The 16,766-nt window shown below is 72.8% G+C and carries 14 protein-coding genes and 1 pseudogene; 7 read left to right on the top strand and 8 right to left on the bottom strand.

Features of this window, described 5'->3' with window-relative positions:
• Positions 1–8 precede the first annotated feature (8 nt).
• The 6 genes from ABZS51_RS17710 to ABZS51_RS17685 form a co-directional block, all read right to left on the bottom strand.
• On the bottom strand, positions 9–752 hold the full coding sequence (locus ABZS51_RS17710; protein WP_355441766.1) for an isocitrate lyase/phosphoenolpyruvate mutase family protein: 744 nt from the start codon (positions 750–752) through the stop codon (positions 9–11).
• Positions 749–1,570 (bottom strand): cytochrome P450, encoded by an 822-nt coding sequence (locus tag ABZS51_RS17705; RefSeq protein WP_355441763.1) that lies wholly within the window; start codon positions 1,568–1,570, stop codon positions 749–751. The genes ABZS51_RS17710 and ABZS51_RS17705 overlap by 4 nt, the downstream gene beginning before the upstream one ends.
• A 73-nt stretch (positions 1,571–1,643) precedes the next feature.
• A complete protein-coding gene (locus ABZS51_RS17700) occupies positions 1,644–2,408 on the bottom strand; it encodes a DUF998 domain-containing protein (RefSeq protein ID WP_355441760.1) in 765 nt (254 codons plus the stop codon).
• On the bottom strand, positions 2,405–3,634 hold the full coding sequence (locus ABZS51_RS17695; RefSeq protein WP_355441883.1) for a glycosyltransferase: 1,230 nt from the start codon (positions 3,632–3,634) through the stop codon (positions 2,405–2,407). Before ABZS51_RS17695 ends, ABZS51_RS17700 begins: the two co-directional genes overlap by 4 nt.
• Positions 3,635–3,710: 76 nt before the next feature.
• Positions 3,711–4,517: a DMT family transporter gene (locus tag ABZS51_RS17690; protein WP_355441757.1), complete on the bottom strand. Its 807-nt coding sequence runs from the start codon at positions 4,515–4,517 to the stop codon at positions 3,711–3,713.
• A 37-nt stretch (positions 4,518–4,554) separates the two neighbouring features.
• Positions 4,555–5,172, bottom strand: coding sequence for a DedA family protein (locus ABZS51_RS17685; protein ID WP_355441754.1), 618 nt, complete (start codon positions 5,170–5,172; stop codon positions 4,555–4,557).
• A gap of 386 nt (positions 5,173–5,558) precedes the next feature.
• Here ABZS51_RS17685 and ABZS51_RS17680 point away from each other — a divergent pair, with 386 nt between their 5' ends.
• Together ABZS51_RS17680 and ABZS51_RS17675 are read left to right on the top strand one after the other, a co-directional pair.
• Entirely contained in the window at positions 5,559–6,689 is a 1,131-nt protein-coding gene (locus ABZS51_RS17680) for a histidine kinase (protein WP_355441751.1), read from the top strand.
• A gap of 97 nt (positions 6,690–6,786) precedes the next feature.
• Positions 6,787–7,836, top strand: coding sequence for a DUF3995 domain-containing protein (locus ABZS51_RS17675; RefSeq protein ID WP_355441748.1), 1,050 nt, complete (start codon positions 6,787–6,789; stop codon positions 7,834–7,836).
• Here the strand turns inward: ABZS51_RS17675 and ABZS51_RS17670 are convergent.
• Positions 7,744–8,373 carry a VC0807 family protein gene (locus tag ABZS51_RS17670; RefSeq protein WP_310710770.1) on the bottom strand — a complete coding sequence of 210 codons (630 nt, stop codon included), beginning with the start codon at positions 8,371–8,373 and terminating at the stop codon, positions 7,744–7,746. The genes ABZS51_RS17675 and ABZS51_RS17670 overlap by 93 nt on opposite strands.
• Before the next feature lie 229 nt (positions 8,374–8,602).
• Between ABZS51_RS17670 and ABZS51_RS17665 the strand changes: the two genes are divergently transcribed.
• Complete coding sequence (locus ABZS51_RS17665; RefSeq protein ID WP_355441745.1) at positions 8,603–10,915, top strand: glycoside hydrolase family 95 protein; 2,313 nt, start codon at positions 8,603–8,605, stop codon at positions 10,913–10,915.
• Positions 10,916–10,987: 72 nt separating this feature from the next.
• Complete coding sequence (gene leuE / locus ABZS51_RS17660) at positions 10,988–11,680, top strand: leucine efflux protein LeuE (RefSeq protein WP_355441743.1); 693 nt, start codon at positions 10,988–10,990, stop codon at positions 11,678–11,680.
• 4 nt (positions 11,681–11,684) lie between these two features.
• On the opposite strand, the gene ABZS51_RS17655 is transcribed toward leuE, so the two are convergent.
• Entirely contained in the window at positions 11,685–12,560 is an 876-nt protein-coding gene (locus ABZS51_RS17655) for a hypothetical protein (protein WP_355441740.1), read from the bottom strand.
• Between the two features lie 60 nt (positions 12,561–12,620).
• Between ABZS51_RS17655 and ABZS51_RS17650 the strand changes: the two are divergent.
• The 3 genes and pseudogenes from ABZS51_RS17650 to ABZS51_RS17640 all read left to right on the top strand — a co-directional run.
• A pseudogene (locus ABZS51_RS17650) lies at positions 12,621–12,893 on the top strand (cellulase family glycosylhydrolase); the annotation flags it as partial.
• 176 nt (positions 12,894–13,069) lie between these two features.
• A complete protein-coding gene (locus ABZS51_RS17645; RefSeq protein ID WP_355441737.1) occupies positions 13,070–14,899 on the top strand; it encodes a M14 family zinc carboxypeptidase in 1,830 nt (609 codons plus the stop codon).
• Positions 14,900–15,287: 388 nt separating this feature from the next.
• Positions 15,288–16,715 carry a carbohydrate-binding protein gene (locus ABZS51_RS17640; RefSeq protein WP_355441734.1) on the top strand — a complete coding sequence of 476 codons (1,428 nt, stop codon included), beginning with the start codon at positions 15,288–15,290 and terminating at the stop codon, positions 16,713–16,715.
• Positions 16,716–16,766 lie beyond the last annotated feature (51 nt).

Raw genomic sequence — 16,766 nt, 5'->3', positions numbered from 1 at the left:
GACGGGCGTCAGGACCGCGGGAGCAGCGCGGTGACGTCCGCGTACGACGGCACGGGCGGGCTCGGCCGCCCCTGTACGGCCAGCACCGCGGCCAGCGCCCCCTGCAGGGAGGCGCGGTAGAGCAGCGACCCCGTGCTGACCCGCGCCACGCCGGCCTCGGCCAGGCGCGCCAGCGACGGCCCGCCGGGCTGGTATAGGACGTTGAGCGGCAGCGGCGTGGCGGCGACCACCTCGGCGATCTCGCCGGGGTCGCCCAGCCCGGGGACGAAGATGCCGTCCGCGTGCCCGTAGGCGCGCACGCGCTCCAGCGTGTCGCCCGTCTTGAGCCAGCAGGTGTCGGTACGGGCGTTGACGAACACCCCGTGACCCAGCGCGGCCTCGATGATCTCCTGCTGGAGGGCCATGGGGCGGAGCGTCCCGTCGGGCCGGCCGTCCTCCAGGTTCACCCCGGCCACGCCGAGCGCCGCCAGCGACGCCACCAGGTCCGACACCTGGGCCGGGTCGTCGCTGAAGCCGCCCTCGATGTCCACGGTCACCATGACATCGAGGCCCGACATCTGCTGGGCCAGCTCGACGGTCTCCGCCCGGGTGGCGCCCGCGGCGTCCGGCCGGCCGTGCACGGCGGCCACGCCGAGGCTGGTGGTGCCGATCGCGGCGAACCCCTGGGCGGCGAGCGCGGCGGCGGAGCCGTAGTCCCAGGCGTTGGGGAGCAGCAGCGGGTCGCCGGGCCGGTGCAGGTCATGGAAGCTCACGAGTTCTCCTTGGGCGCGGAAGCGGGCATCGGGGCCGGGGACCCCGCCGGGGCGGTGGGCGCGGGGCGGAGCGCGTCGAGGACGCCCGCCGCGAGCGCGAGCGCGTGGGCCGAGGCCGGGCAGGGCCGCACGCCGTGGCCGAACGTCAGATGCGGGGTCTCATCCCTGGCGGCGTCGAACCGCTCCGGCTCGGCGAACACGGCGGGGTCGCGGTTGGCGGCGACGAGGTCGATGACGATCTCCTCACCGGTGGCCCGGTCCACCCGGCGGGTCGCCCTGAGCGGCGGGTCGTGGCGCAGCGTCTCGCGCAGCAGCCCTTCGACGCCGGCGGGTTCGCGGTGGGTGAGGGTGTTCGCGATGAGTCCCTCGGTGGCGGCGTGGGCCTGGAGCAACAACGTCAGGTCCGTGATCACGGACGGCCCGTCGCCGAGCAGCCCGGCCAGCTCGGCCACCGCCGCGTCCGCCGCGGGGCTCTCCTCGCCGGACAGGTAGCCGGCGGCGACCGCCTCCACCAGCGGGACCGGTGCGCGGACTCCGAGGGCGGCGGCCAGCACCCGCGTGGGCACGCCCCTCCACTCGCCGCCCCGCTCCAGCGTCGCCTCGCGGGCCCGCCTCCGCAGCGCGGCCGGGTCGAGCTCCGCCAGCCGGTCCTCCAGGGCCCGGCGCCGCTCCGCGTGCGTCTCGCCGCTGCTGAACCGCGACACCCGCGCCCTGAGCCAGCCCAGCGTGTACGGCGGCGCGTCCTGGCGTACGGGCGGCGGGACGTACCGGGTGTCCGCGAGCACTGCCCGGGCCTCGGCGTGACGTGTGATGACCATGCGCTCCACGTTAGGCGCGGAATCCTTCGACCACGGCCGAAGCATGCCGCGTGCCCGGGGGCGCCGGAGAAGGTCAGGCCGCCACGCTCCCGCCCCGATCACGCCCGGTCTCGGGGACGCGGGGGACGACGGGCTCAGGAAGGGTGGGCTCAGCCGGTGAGGAGGTCAGGGAGGAGGCGTTGTCCGGGACGGCGGTGCGCTCGCGGCGGGCCGCGGCTACCGCCATGAGGGCGACGAGGGCGATCTCCGAGACCACCAGCCCCCGTTCGAGCAGCCCGTAGTAGGCGTCGCCGCCGATCAGCGGAGACAGGAAGGAGGCCGGGTGGGCGGCCAGGAACGCGGCCAGCACCAGCGCGGACGTGACGCTCACGGCCCGGACGGCGTTCCAGCGGGACGCGCCGGAGCCGTGCGGGCCCGAGCGCCGGCGCGGCACCGAGGCGTCGCGGGCCAGGGTCCAGCCGGCGACCGGCAGGGCGGTGAAGACGACGGCGGACGCCCACCGGTGGATCTCGCCGGCCATCGAGGAGATCTCCGAGGCGGCCGGATCGGTCGGGAAGACCGCGCCCAGCATCAGGCCGCCCGCCGCGGCCACCAGCAGCACCCGGGCGGCGGCGGAGCGGGACGGCTCGCGCTGCGCCAGCCCGTACGCCAGGAAGACGCAGGCCACGGCGAGGGCCAGCATGCCGCCCAGCACCGGGATCGTCCCTCCGGGCACCAGGGCGTAGTCGCTGACCAGCGGCTGCGCGGGCAGCGCCACCTCCGTGTAGGCCAGCGCCCCGGCGGCGGCGACCGTGGCCGCCACGGCTCCGCCGAGCGTCGCCCGGGACGGCTCGCTCATCGCGTCACCTCGTCATAGATCTGCTCGAAGCGGGCCAGCGACACCTGGTGGTCGTGCGTCCGGGCGAGCTCGCGGCTGGTCCGGCCGAGGCGGGCGCGCAGCTCGCCGTCGGTGAGGACGGCGGTCAGGTGGCTCGCCAGCCCGACGACGTCGCCGGGCTCGAACAGGTAGCCGTTGCCGTTCACCAGGTGCGGCAGCGCCATCGCGTTCGCGGCGACCACGGGCAGCCCGGAGGCCATCGCCTCCAGCGTCGCGATGCTCTGCAGCTCAGCCACGCCCGGCATCGCGAACACGTCGGCCGCCGCGAACGCCTGCGGCATGTTCTCGTCGGGCACGAACCCGAGGAAGCGCACCCGCTCGCCCACGCCGATCCGCGCGGCCAGGCGCTCCAGCACCTCCCGCTGGTTGCCGCGGCCCACCAGCGCCACCTGCGCGTCGGTGGTGTTGAGCACGTGCGGCAGCGCCCGCACCAGCTCGCCGAGGTGCTTCTCCTCGTCCAGGCGGCCGACGAACAGCACGGTGGGCCGGTCCGGCAGGTCGAACAGCCTGCGCGCCCACTGCTTCGGCTCGCTGTGAGGGTGGAAGCGGGCCAGGTCGATGCCGCACGACACCGGCTCGACGTCGCCCGTGAAGCCCTGGTCGCGCAGCAGCCCGGCGGCCAGCGGCGTGGGCGTGGTGACGCGGTCGGCCCGGCGGAAGACCCGGTTGAAGTCGCGCCAGGCGAGCCGGCCCGCGCGCTCGCGCAGCCCGGTGGGGATGTGGCCGAACTGGAAGAGGTTGTCGGGCATGAAGTGGTTGGTGGCGACGACGGGAACCCCGCGGCGGCGGGCGGCGGCGATGGCGGCGCGGCCCACCACGAAATGGCCCTGGCTGTGCAGCACGTCGGGGTCGATGGAGTCCATCAACCGGTCCAGGCGTGTGGGGACCGTGACCCGCATCGTGGGGTGGACGACCAGCGGGGCGGAGCGCAGCCGGTGGACGATGACGCCGTCGACCACGTCCGCGCCGGCGGGGCCGGCGTCCGACTGGCAGATCACGTGCACCTCGTTGCCGCGCGCGGCCAGGCCGGTGGCCAGGCGGTGGGTGAAGTACGCCGTGCCGTTCACGTCGGGCGGATAGGTGTCGGTGGAGATGAGGACGCGGCGCGGCCGCTCGGCGACGGGGGCGAGCCCGGCCTCGGCGACGTCGGCGCTGTGGGTGATGGTGGCGGCGGTGGAGAGGGGCATGGCCATGGGGAGGAGCTCCGTTTCAGGGGGGACGGTCGTCGAGGGAGGGAAGGAGGAAGGGCAGGGACGAGGTGCGTCAGGGGCGCGCCTCCAGGGGGGTGGTCCTGGCCAGCGCGACGGTGCCCGCCGCGGTCAGCGCGGCGGCGGCGACCGGGGCGAGCCCCGTCGGCAGCGGCTCGCCCAGCAGCAGCGCGCCGAACGCCACCGCGGTGAGCGGGTCGGCGATCTGCAACGAGGCGAACGAGACGCCGAAGTGGCCGACGGCGTAGGCCCGCTGGAGCATCGCCAGCGCCAGCAGCGCCGGCACCGGGAGCGCGAGCAGGTACCACCAGTTCCACGCGCCGTCCACCAGGACCCGCATGAGCGTGGCGGTGGCGCCGTACAGGACTCCGGAGCTGGTGGCGAGCAGGGCGGCCCGGCCCGCCGGAGAGGCGACCCGGGAGCCCGCCCACAGCAGCGCCGCCGCCAGCCCGGAGACCGCGAGCAGCGTCACCACCCCGGCCGGGCTGAGCGCGGTCGGCCCGGCCGACTCCGGCACCAGCAGCACCAGGCCGACGAGCCCCGCCGCCACCAGGCCGGCGGCGCCCAGCTCGGCACGCGAGGGCCGGCGGCCGTGCAGGGTGGCCGCGATGGGCAGCGCGAACAGCAGGCTGGCCACCCCCATGGGCTGGACCACGGTCAGCGGTCCGAGGCCGAGCGCCACGATGTGCAGGCCGCCGCCCACCAGGATGCTCGCGCCGCCCGCCAGCCAGCGCGGCCTGCGCAGCAGCGCGAGCAGCCCTCGCGCGCCGGGCGCGCCGGCCGCCTCGAACTGCTGGAGCGCGGCGCCCAGCGCGAAGAACAGCGAACCGACCAGGGCTGTCACCGCGGCCAGCAGCGTCATGTCCTCACCTCTCGCTTCGGATGGTCACTTGGCAGGGTCAAACGGACGTGTCCACCGGAAGGCGTTCCGGGGAAGGCTGGATGGCGCGTCGCTTCCGCGCCCAGCGCACCAGCTCGACCACCCCGGTGACGGACAGGGCGATCCCGAGGCCGAGCAGCAGCCCCTTGACCGGGTCGTTCTCGAACGCCATCCCGCCGAAGAACCCGATCAGCGCGGAGTACACCGCCCAGGAGGAGGCGGCGATCGCGTCGAAGAACGTGAACGAGCGCAACGGGTGCCGTACGGCTCCCATGGTCAGCGTGGTCGCGGTGCGTCCACCCGGGATGTACCGGGCGATCACCAGCACGAGCCCGCCCCGCTCGGCCAGCGCCCGCCGCGCCCACACGAGCGCCTTGCGCTCGCGCAGGCGGCCGGCGGCCCTGCTGCCGATCAGGTACGACACGTGGTCACCGGCGAAAGCCCCCAGCGCGGACACCAGCACGACCAGGGCCAGGTTCGTCTCGCCCGTCGCGGCGAACACCCCGGCGGTGATCACCGACGTCTCCGCGGGCACGATCGGGAAGAACCCGTCGAGCAGTGCCAGGGCGAACAGCGCGGCGTACAGCCAGGGCGAGGACATCGCCTGCTGGACCAGGTCGAGGATGGCGTGCGACATGCGTGGGACTCCGATCGTCGTGCCTCACAGCCTGGTGGCGGGAGGAGCCGTGGGACATCGGGGAAACCCCCGGTCCGGCGCGGGCATGTCCCTGGGACGGGGTAGGGCCCGCACCCCAGGCACGATAGGAAGCCCGCAGGTCACGGCACATCCGACGATCGGCACACCAGGCCCCCGACTTTCGTGGGGGTCGGTGGTGCGACCGCCGCTGACACCTACGATCAAAGCGGCCGGGAGGCGGGAGGACAGCAGGGTGGGTATCCGGATCCGAGGTGGTGCCAGCCCCACCCCCGCGGGGGCCCGCGCCCTACCCCGACCTTCGTCAGGGGGCCCGCGTGCCTTTCGGCGGGGCCGCCGTCCCGGGCGCGGCGGGTACGGTCGTCCCCGTGAAGGATCAGCGCCACGAGAGCCGCCGCCGGCTCGTCTCCTGCGTGCTGCTCTGGTCGCTGCTGTCCGTCGCGCTCGCCGCCGCGGGCCCCGACCCGCTGGAGGACGCGGGCGCGTTCGCCCTCCGGACCGTGCCGCGGATGGCACTCGCCGCGCTCGCCGTGGCCGCCGGCAGGCGCCGGCCGGAGATCGCCGTGCTGCTGCTGCTGCCCTTCGGGCCGTGGCACTTCGAGCAGGGGCTCGCCACCTCCGACCTCGTCTGGCCGCTGGCGCTGCCGGGCGTGAAGATCTTTCCCTTCGTGACGGCCTCGCCGTTCGTGATGGGGTACGCGTACCTGTGCGGGCGGCGGCCGGTGCGGCGGGGACGCGTCCTGGCCGTGTTCGCGGTGGTGGCGCTCGTGGGCGCGGGGCTCGCGGTCTCGCGGGGGAGCGGGGCGGCGACGTGGATCACGATGGCCAGCGGGCTCCTCGGCACCTACGCCCTGCCGTACACGCTGGGGCTGGTGCGGTGGCGGCTCCTCCAGCAGCGCGAGCAGGCGGCGCTGTCGGTCGCGGCGCAGGCCCGGCTGCGCGAGCGGGCCAGGATCGCCCGTGACATGCACGACTCGCTGGGTCACGACCTGGCACTCATCGCGGTGCGGGCCGCGGGGCTGGAGATGTCGCCCGGCCTGGACGGCTCCCAGGTCAGGGCGGCGGGCGAGCTGCGGGTCGCGGCGGCCGACGCCACCGAGCGGCTGCGCCAGATCATCGGGCTGCTCGGCGACGACGCCGGGCCGCCGCCGCTGACGCCCGTGGGGGAGGATGTGGCGGCGCTGGTCGAGCGGGCCCGCGCCTCCGGCATGGTGATCACTCTGCGGCCGGCGGAGGGAGCGGCGCCCGCCCTGGCGCACGCCGTGGTCCAGGAGGGCCTGACGAACGCGGCCAAGCACGCGCCGGGCGCCCCGGTGACGGTCGAGGTCTCGCCCGGCCGTGTCACCGTGCGCAACGGGCCCTCGCGGGCCCGTCCCGTCGCCGTGCCGGGCGGCCTCGGCCTGGAGGGGCTGCGGGAGCGCGTACGGCTGGCGGGCGGCACCCTCACGGCCGGGCCCCGCGAGGACACCGGCTTCGAGCTGACCGTCAAGCTGCCCTGAGCGGCTTCCCCCTCATCTGACCGGCTCCCCCGGGCGGGGGAGGGCGATCCCCTCACACCGGGAGGTCCGGCCCCGCGCCGGCCGCGAGCCTGGGGCCATGACACAGCCCACGACCGATCACCACCGCGCGCCGGGAAGGCCCGGGACGCCGGGGATCGGACGGATCACCGCCGCGATCGTGGCCATGGCGGCCACGCTGCCGTACCTGACCATCAAGACCCTCTGGCTGACCGGCCGTGCGGTGGGCGTCGACGACCCCGCGTTCCTGGACGACCCGGCCATGGTGGGGCTGAACGCCATGACCTTCGCCATGGACGCCGTCGCCCTGGTGCTGGCCCTGTCGTTCACCATGCGCTGGGGCAGGCGTCTGCCCGCGTGGCTGGTGCTCCTGCCGCTCTGGGTGGCGTCCGGCCTGCTCGGCATCGTCGTCGCGACGGTGCCGCTCGCCCTCCTCGTCGAGGGCCCGTCCCTGCTGGAGACCGGCGGCCCGATCCGGCCGTGGGTGTACGCCATGGTGTACGGCGGGTTCATCGGCCAGGGCGTCTGCCTGCTGACGGCGTTCGCCCTGTATGCCCGCGACCGCTGGGCGTACCCGCTGTCGGCGCCGGCCCTACGGCGTCACGCCGGCCCGTCGGCGTCGTTCCAGCGGGTCGTGGCCGTGGGGGCGCTGGGAATGACGGTCCTGCTCGGCGGGGCGCGCCTGTACTGGGCGTTCGGTGGCGACGCCGGGCTCCCGGCCGCCGTGGCGGGCGCTCCCAGCTCCTTCGTCGGCGCCGTCCAGGACGGGCTGAAGGGCCTGCTCGCCATCGGCGCGGGCGTGGCGCTGCTCGTCGTCGTCCGGGCGCGGGGGCGCGGCCCGATCTGGCGGCCCGTGGCGATGGCCTGGCTCGGCAGCGGCACGATGTTCGGCTGGGGCCTGTACGCGATGATCATCACGGTCACGGGTGCCCCGCTCGGCGGGGAGCCCGGCGGCGCGCTCGGGCTGGTGCAGCTGTTCGAGACGCTGACAGGTCTCGTCATGGGGATGTGCGGGGCGTTCCTGCTGGCCGAGCGGTCAGGCGTGGGACACGTGCAGGCGGCGGAGGACCCGCTTGAACGCGAAGATCGAGAACGCGACGGCCAGCCCGCTGATCGCGGCCACGGCTGAGGTGCGCAGCAGCATGAACGTGCCGAGCGACTCGTGCAGCGCCAGGTAGATGCTCACCGTCGAGTTGGCGAGCAGCACGAACCCCCACAGCAGCGTGATCCGGGCGAAGAACCTGCGCATCCGCTCGTGCTTGAGCACGGCCGACGGCAGGTGGATGTAGTCGAGGGTGAGCTTCTGCACCAGCGGCCGGTTGAGCCGCACCGAGGCCAGGAACGCCATGCTGATGCAGATCGTGCCCAGCTCGGGCTGGATGAAGTACACCACCCAGCTCCCCGTCCAGAGGCCCACCGCGGCCCGCGCGGTGATCGCGATGGCCGCGAGGACCATCGTGGCGGGCACCCGGACACCGCGGACCAGCCGCCAGGCGACTCCCAGGTACACCCAGGCCACCGCCGCCACCAGCGCGCCCGTCAGCCCGAGCAGAGCCAGAGCCGCGTAGAACACGGCGAGCGGCGCCACCACGCCCTCCAGCAGCCGGGGCACTGCCTGGCGGGCCAGAGAGGTGAGGCGTGGCAGGGTGACCGCAGGATGGTTCACGGGTTGCTCCGCAGGTAGGCCGTTGACCGGCGACTACCCGCGCCTCGCGCGACCAGGCGTGCCGGATGGACCGTTCGGGGTGAGTTGCTGCTTACCCCGGCGCCGCGCGACCCGGCGCCGGTGGCTTACCGTACCTGACGCACCGGAATGGGACCGCCTCTTTTGACGCGTTCGGCCTCGAACTCCCGCCTCTTGCCGCGGGGCACCTCGGGGTGCTAACTCCCTAGGAGTGGTCCACCCCCCATCAGGAAGCCTGACCCTCTGGTACGACGAGCCCGCGACCGACTGGGAGACCCAGGCCCTGCCCATCGGCAACGGCCCGCTCGGCGCCATGGTGTTCGGCGGCGTGGCCACGGAGCGGATCCAGTTCAACGAGAAGACGTTGTGGACCGGCGGCCCGGGCCACGGCGGCTACGACTCCGGCAACTGGACGAGCCCGCGCCCGGACGCCGTCGCGGAGGTCCGGCGGCGGATCGACCGCGACGGCAGGGTGACGCCCGATGAGGTGGCGGCCGCGCTCGGCCGGCCGAAGACCGGGTTCGGCGCCTACCAGACGTTCGGCGACCTGTACCTGGACGTCGCCGGCGCTCCCCGGAACCACACCGGCTACCGCCGCGAGCTCAGCCTGGGCGAGGCCGTGGCCCGGGTCGGCTACACCGCCGACGGCGTCACCCATACGCGCGAGTACTTCGCCGGCAACCCGGGCAACGTGATCGTCGGCCGCCTCTCGGCCGACCGGGGCGGCGGCGTCTCGTTCACGCTCCGCCACACCTCGCCCCACCACGACAAGACGGTCACCGCCTCCGGCGGCCGGCTCACCATCCGCGGCAGGCTGCCGGACAACGGGATGAGGTTCGAGGCCCAGGTGCAGGTGATCGCCGAGGGCGGCACCCGTACGGACGCGGGCGACAGGATCACCGTCACCGGCGCCGACAGCGCGGTGTTCGTGCTGTCGGCCGGCACCGACTACGCCGACGTCCACCCGGCGTACCGCGGTGAGGACCCGCACGCCAAGGTCACCGCGGCGGTCGACGCGGCCGCCGCCAGGAGCTACGACGAGCTCAGGGCCGCGCACGTCGCGGACTACCGAGAGCTGTTCGACCGGGTGCGGCTGGACCTCGGTCAGGCCACCCCGGCGATCCCCACCGACCGGCTCCGCGCGAACTACACCGGCGGTTCCTCCGCCGACGACCGGGCCCTGGAGGCGCTGTTCTTCGCCTACGGCCGCTACCTGCTGATCTCCTCCTCCCGCGAGAACGACGTGCTGCCCGCCAACCTCCAAGGTGTGTGGAACGACTCGACGAGCCCGCCCTGGTCGGCCGACTACCACCTCAACATCAACCTGCAGATGAACTACTGGCCGGCCGAGCAGACCAACCTGCACGAGACCACGATGCCCTACGACCGCTACATCACGGCCCTGGTCGCGCCGGGGCGCAGGACGGCGCGGGAGATGTTCGGCGCGCGCGGCTGGGTGGTGCACAACGAGACCAACCCGTTCGGCTTCACAGGCGTGCACGACTGGGCCACCGCGTTCTGGTTCCCGGAGGCCGCCGCCTGGACCACCCAGCACCTCTACGACACCTACCGCTTCACCGGCGACGTGGACTACCTGCGCGAGATCGCCTATCCGGTCATCAAGGGGGCGGCCGAGTTCTGGCTGGACTCCCTGCACACCGACCCGCGTGACGGCAGGCTCGTCGTCTCGCCCAGCTACTCGCCCGAGCACGGCGACTTCTCGGCCGGGGCGTCGATGTCCCAGCAGATCGTGCGGGAGCTCCTCACCAACGCGCTGGCCTCGGCGAAGACCCTCGGCGTGGACGAGGACTTCCAGGCGGAGACCGTCGCCGCGCTGGCGAAGCTCGACCCGGGCATCCGGATCGGCTCCTGGGGCCAGCTCCAGGAGTGGAAGGAGGACTGGGACGCGACGACCGACACCCACCGGCACGTCTCCCACCTGTACGCCCTCCACCCGGGACACCAGATCGTCGCGGGCACCCCGGAGGCCCGCGCGGCCGAGGTCTCCCTGACCGGGCGCGGCGACGGCGGCACCGGCTGGAGCAAGGCATGGAAGATCAACTTCTGGGCCCGGCTGCTGGACGGCGACCACGCCCACCGGATGCTCGTCGAGCAGCTGAAGACCTCCACCCTGGACAACCTGTGGGACACCCACCCGCCGTTCCAGCTCGACGGCAACTTCGGCGCCACCTCCGGGATCGCCGAGATGCTGGTGCAGAGCCAGAACGACGTGGTCCACGTGCTGCCCGCGCTGCCCGCCGCGTGGAAGGACGGCTCGGTGGCGGGACTGCGCGCCCGCGGCGACGTCACCGTGGGCGCCACCTGGACGAACGGCGCCCCCGACACGATCACCGTCCGGACCGGCAGGACCGGGCCGATCAAGGTCAGGTCGTCCGTCGTCGCCGGGCGCCACCGCGTCCACGACGAGCGGGGCCACGAACCCGGCGCGCGCCGCGACGGCGACGTCCTGAGCTGGGACGCCCGGGCGGGCCGGACGTACACGATCCGGAACGCGGCACCGTAACCGTCACGGCGCCCCTCGACCGGCTGAGCACGCGATACCGTGATATGTCACCATCTCGCGGGAGTCATCGGCATGTTCTTCGGCATCACCGACGTCTGGACCTACGTCATCGGCGCGTTCTTCATCGTTCTCCTGCCCGGCCCCAACTCCCTGTACGTGCTCAGCCTCGCGGCGCAGCAGGGCGTCAGGCAGGGGTACCGCGCGGCGGCTGGCGTGTTCGTGGGCGACACGGTGCTCATGACCCTCGCGGCGGCCGGGGCGGCGTCGCTGCTGCGCTCGAACCCGGTGCTGTTCGCGGTGGTGAAGTACGCGGGGGCGGGCTACCTGGCATGGATCGGCTTCCAGATGCTCCGCGGCGCCTGGCGGGCCTGGCGCGCCTCCTCCTCACCCACCACCCCGGAGACCGCCGCCGCCAGTGCCGGCACCGGCACCGCCGCCCTCTCCGAGCGGGCGGACCGGCGTCCGCGCCCCTTCCGCAAGGCCCTGACGATCAGCCTGCTGAACCCGAAGGCCATCCTCTTCTTCGTCTCGTTCTTCATCCAGTTCGTGGACCGGGACTACGGGACGCCCGCGCTGTCGTTCCTCATCCTGGGTGCGATCGTCCAGGTCTTCAGCCTGCTGTACCTGACGTCCCTGATCTTCGGCGGCAGCTTCCTGGCGGCCCAGTTCCGCTCCCGCCGTCGCCTCAGCGCCGGCCTCACCTCCGGCGTCGGCGCCCTCTTCCTCGGCTTCGGCGCCAAACTGGCGACCACGTCTCTGGGCTGACCCCTCAGTCGAAGAGCTCGTCGGCGGTGGTGACGCTCACGGCGCGTGCGGCCCACGCTTCGAGGACGTCGGTGTCGGTGCAGCTCATGATCCGCTCCCGTACGGCCGGCGTGACCTCCACGGCCCGCGCTTCGAGGACGCGTATGAGCATCATGGCCTCGCCCTCGACCTTGCCGACGGCGACACCTTCGGCGCGGATCTGCTGGGCGTACTCGGACTGGTAGCGGTACGTCTTGGTGGACATCAAGTCTCTCCACAGGTATCGGGCGTCGGTGTCACCGAGGCCTACCTCGGTGAACTCGGCGAAGTATCCGGCGGTTTGGGTGTCTACGGTGTCCAGGGCTGCGGCAAGTGCTTCCAGTATCGCACTGACCTGCGGAGATCGCCCGTGTGTGAGCGCCGAGAACACGGTCAGGACCACGTCGGCCGCCGCCTCGCCCAGGTCCGTGACGGCGGGCACGTTGTCCGGTCCCAGGACGATGGGGTGGACGACCAGGGACGGACGGTCGGCCAGCCCGATCCCCTTGGGGCGCCGCGCCCAGCGGGCGGTGGTCAGGTCCTGGCACACGACCAGCAGGATGACCGGACACTCGTGCTTGGCGTGCAGGTAGCCGATGTAGTACGCCCAGGCGCTCGTCTTGTCCGGGTCGTCCTGCATCTGGGACTCGATCACCAGCAGGTGGTCTCCCTGCTCGCTCTCCAGGTACAGCAACGTGTCGACGCGCCGGGTGATGGGCTCCAGCTCCGTGACATCGGTGTCCATGACCGAGACGGCGCAGGAGGAGGGGAAGGGGATGTCCAGCAGCTTGAACGTGCGGGCGAAGAACGAAGAGTCCTCTCGGAAGATCCGATGGAGTGCCTCGTGTTTTGCGGTGGGCATGGCGGAAAGTTACCGCGTCCGTACTCAGGGTGACGTACAAACGTTCGAACTCGCGGCCGGGCCGCCGACCGCATCCCGATGTTCGTCACCGAGTACGGCACGCAGACGGCCTCCGGCGACGGCTCGAACACCTTCACCCGGGTGCAGCAGTACCTCGACCTGATGGCCCAGAAGAAGATCAGCTGGGTCAACTGGAACTACTCCGACGACGAGCGCTCCGGCGCGGTCTTCACCGAGGGCACCTGCCCGAGCGGCCCCTTCACCGGCACCTCCCGGCTCAAGCCGGCGGGCGTGTGGGTGCGTGACCGGATCCGGACGGCCGACGACTTCTGACCGGTCAACTTCTTGGAATGACGCCGGCTCAGCCGCCGCGCGTCTGCCATGCTCGCACCGCTTCGGCAGGCGCGCGGCACCGGGCGGAGAATTGGGCCTTCTCCTGGCAAGGGACTGTCCTCACTCTCAGTTCAGGCGCGTGTCAACATCCAGCCCACGCGTCCGAGGAGGACGAGGTGCAACGCCGTTTTGTCATCCTGTTAGCCGTCCTGGGACTGCTCTGCCTGACCGGCGCCACCGGGGCGGGGGCCTCCGCCGAGCCGCCGCCGAACCGGCAGTACCGCGTACAGGGCCCGTCCGACGCGCGGCAGCGCAGCGCCGTCGCCGCCACCGGCGCCGCGATCGAGGAGGTGACGAAGAACTCGGTCCTGGTCACGGCCACGGAGGCCGAGGTGACCGCGATCACGCGCCTCGGCTACCGGGTGACGGAGATGCCGCGCCCCGCACCCCGGTCCGACGCCGGGACCGCCGACTTCCCGCCGTCGGACTCCGGCTACCACACCTACGCCGAGATGACCGCCGACGTGAACGCGCTGGTCGCCGCCCATCCCGGGATCGCCGGCACGTTCACGTACGGGACGTCGTACGAGGGCAGGAAGCTCGTCGGTGTCAAGATCAGCGACAACGTGGGCACGGACGAGGCGGAGCCCGAGGTGCTCTTCACCGCCCACCAGCACGCCCGCGAGCACCTCACGGTCGAGATGGCGCTGTACATCATGCACCTGCTGGCCGACAACTACGGCAGTGACAGCCGGATCACCGACCTGGTGAACACCCGGGAGATCTGGATCATGCCGGACCTCAACCCCGACGGCGGCGAGTACGACATCGCGACGGGCTCCTACCGTTCCTGGCGGAAGAACCGGCAGCCGAACGGCGGCTCCTCGGCCGTGGGCACCGACCTCAACCGCAACTGGGCCTACAACTGGGGCTGCTGCGGCGGCTCGTCCGGCTCCACGTCCAGCGAGACGTACCGCGGCTCGTCCGGAGAGTCGGCCACCGAGGTGAGGGCGGTCGCCGACTGGGTGCGCGGCCGGGTCGTGGGCGGTGTCCAGCAGATCAAGGCGCACATCGACTGGCACACCTACAGCGAGCTGGTGCTGTGGCCGTACGGCTACACCTACGCCGACACGGCGCCCGGCCTGACCCAGGACGACCGGGACGCCCACGCGGCGCTGGGGAGGAGCATGACCTCCTCCAACGGTTACACGCCCGAGCAGGCCAGCGACCTCTACATCACCGACGGCACCATCGACGACTGGATGTGGGGCGTCTACAAGATCTTCAGCTTCACCTTCGAGATGTACCCGACCGGCACCAGCCCGGGCTTCTACCCGCCCGACGAGCAGATCGGCCCGCAGACCACCCGCAACCGCGAGGCCGTGCTCCGCTTCCTGGAGTACTCCGACTGCGTCTACCGGATCATTGGCAAGGACTCCCAGTACTGCGGCACCGGCACCCCGGGGGAGACCGTGTACTCCGACACGTTCGAGTCGGCCACGGCCTGGACCGCCGACCCGTCCGGCACCGACACGGCCACGGCCGGGCAGTGGGAGCGCGGCGACCCCGCGGACACCACCTCGTCCGGGGCCAAGCAGCTCGGCACCACCGTCAGCGGCGCCAACGACCTGGTGACGGGCCGGCTCGCCGGCACCGCCGCCGGTGACCACGACGTCGACGGCGGCGTCACCTCGATCCAGTCGCCGCCGATCACGCTGCCCTCGGGCGGCACGCTGAGCCTGTCGCTGTCGTGGTACCTCGCGCACGGCTCCAACAGCTCCAGCGCGGACTACCTGCGCGTGCGGGTGGTGGGCGACACCACCGCGACCGTCCTGCAGCAGGCGGGAGCGGCGGCCAACCGCAACGGCTCGTGGAGCGCGGCGACGGCGGACGTGACGGCGTTCGCCGGCCAGACGGTCCGCGTCGTGATCGACGCGGCGGACGTCTCAGGCGCCTCGCTGGTCGAGGCGGGCGTGGACGACGTCCGCATCACCCGCCGCCCCTGATCCCCTGGGGCGCGGGACCACCGGCGCCGTGGCCGACCGGGCCGCGGCGCCTTCGCATGTCCCCCTTCTTTGGGTCTTGTAAGGACCGGGTGTCAAGGCTACGATCACCCCAACTCTTAGGAAACTTTCCTAAAAGAAATCTTGAACCGGGGAGCCATGACCCGCTCGCCGCCACCCCCCGCCCTGACCTGACAGCCCCAGCGAGCCACCACCCCGCCTCTCCAGGAGCCCGCCCCACCCGTGCGGGCCGTGCCGTACGGCTCGCGCTCTCACCCCCCGGTGCGAGCCGTACGGCACCCCGGGCGGAAGGCGCCGGACCGGGCGCCCCGCGCACCCCCAACCCGTGCGCACCCCCCAACCCGTGAAGCCGCACTTCCAGGGAAATGCCATGAGATTCCGTCGCATGTTCCTCGCCTTACTCGCCACCGTCGCCATGATCGGCGCCGGAGCCGCCACGTCGGTGCCCGCCGCCGGCGCCACCGCCGTCCCGAGCACTTCCGCGGCGTTCGCCGCCCAGTGGCAGCCGAACGTCTCCTACGCCGTCGGCGCCCGCGTCACCTACAACGGCGTCGACTACGAGTGCATCCAGGCCCACACCTCGCAGGTCGGCTGGGAGCCGCCCATCGTGCCGGCCCTGTGGAAGCCCGTCACCGGCGGCGACCCGGGCACGCCCGGCGCCCCCTCCACCCCCGGCTCCCCACGGGTGACCTCGACCACCAACAGCTCGATCGCCCTGTCCTGGACCGCCTCGACCGGCACCGTCACCGGCTACCGCGTCTACGAGGGCTCCACGGTGCGCGCCACGGTCACCGGCACCTCGGCCACGATCGGCTCGCTCGGCACCTGCACCACGCACACGTACACGGTCCGCGCCTACAACTCGGCCGGCGAGTCCGCCGGCGCCTCGGTGACGGGCACCACCAACGGCTGCACGGGCGGCGGCACCAGGATGCCCGGCGCCCCCTACCTCTACATGGGCTGGGGCAACCCGCCCGCCCCCGCCTCGGTGATGAGCGCGACCGGCGTCAAGTCGTTCACGATGGCGTTCATCCTGTCGAGCGGCGGCTGCACCCCCGCGTGGGACGGGCAGCGCCCGCTGACCGGCGGCGCCGACGCGCAGGCCATCTCGGCCGTCAAGTCCGCGGGCGGCAGCGTCCAGGTCTCCTTCGGCGGCTGGCAGGGCAACAAGCTCGGCCCGAACTGCTCGACGCCGCAGGCGTTCGCGGGCGCGGTGCAGCAGGTCATCAACGCCGTCGGCCCCGCCGTGGTCGACTTCGACATCGAGAACACCGACGAGTTCGAGAACTACACCGTCCAGGATCGCATCCTGAACGGCCTGAAGATCGTCAAGCAGAACAACCCGAGCGTCAAGGTCGTCGTCACCTTCGGCACGACCAAGGCCGGTCCCAACGCGCACGGCGTCCGGCTGATCAACCAGTCGAAGGCCCTCGGCGTGCCGATCGACAACTACACGATCATGCCGTTCGACTTCGGCGGCACCAACATCTACCAGGACACGGTCAACGCCTCCGAGGGCCTGAAGAACGCCCTCAAGAACGCCTTCGGCTGGAGCGACTCCCAGGCGTACGCGCACATGGGCATCTCCGGCATGAACGGACTGTCCGACCAGCAGGAGCTGACCTCGCCGGCCACGTGGACGCAGATCCGCGACTGGGCCAAGGGCAAGGGCCTGACCAGGCTCGCCTACTGGGCCGTCAACCGTGACCGCCCGTGCCCCGGCGGCGGCGTCGTGTCCAACTGCAGCGGCATCTCGCAGGCCGACTGGGAGTTCACCCGGATCACCGCCGGCTTCTGACCCGCCGGACCAGGAGCCCGCCGTACCACCGCCCCACCGCGCGCACCGCGC

The organism is Nonomuraea sp. NPDC005501, assembly GCF_040605905.1.
Lineage (GTDB): Bacteria > Actinomycetota > Actinomycetes > Streptosporangiales > Streptosporangiaceae > Nonomuraea.
This window is presented reverse-complemented; position numbering and strand designations above follow the sequence as displayed.

Excerpts from the sequence above, each read along its gene's own strand:
- ABZS51_RS17705 (WP_355441763.1), bottom strand. The coding sequence starts at position 1,570 with ATGGTCATCACACGTCACGCCGAGGCCCGGGCAGTGCTCGCGGACACC.
- ABZS51_RS17700 (WP_355441760.1), bottom strand. The coding sequence starts at position 2,408 with ATGAGCGAGCCGTCCCGGGCGACGCTCGGCGGAGCCGTGGCGGCCACG.
- ABZS51_RS17695 (WP_355441883.1), bottom strand. The coding sequence starts at position 3,634 with ATGCCCCTCTCCACCGCCGCCACCATCACCCACAGCGCCGACGTCGCC.
- ABZS51_RS17690 (WP_355441757.1), bottom strand. The coding sequence starts at position 4,517 with ATGACGCTGCTGGCCGCGGTGACAGCCCTGGTCGGTTCGCTGTTCTTC.
- ABZS51_RS17685 (WP_355441754.1), bottom strand. The coding sequence starts at position 5,172 with ATGTCGCACGCCATCCTCGACCTGGTCCAGCAGGCGATGTCCTCGCCC.
- ABZS51_RS17675 (WP_355441748.1), top strand. The coding sequence starts at position 6,787 with ATGACACAGCCCACGACCGATCACCACCGCGCGCCGGGAAGGCCCGGG.
- leuE (WP_355441743.1), top strand. The coding sequence starts at position 10,988 with ATGTTCTTCGGCATCACCGACGTCTGGACCTACGTCATCGGCGCGTTC.
- ABZS51_RS17655 (WP_355441740.1), bottom strand. The coding sequence starts at position 12,560 with ATGCCCACCGCAAAACACGAGGCACTCCATCGGATCTTCCGAGAGGAC.
- ABZS51_RS17640 (WP_355441734.1), top strand. The coding sequence starts at position 15,288 with ATGAGATTCCGTCGCATGTTCCTCGCCTTACTCGCCACCGTCGCCATG.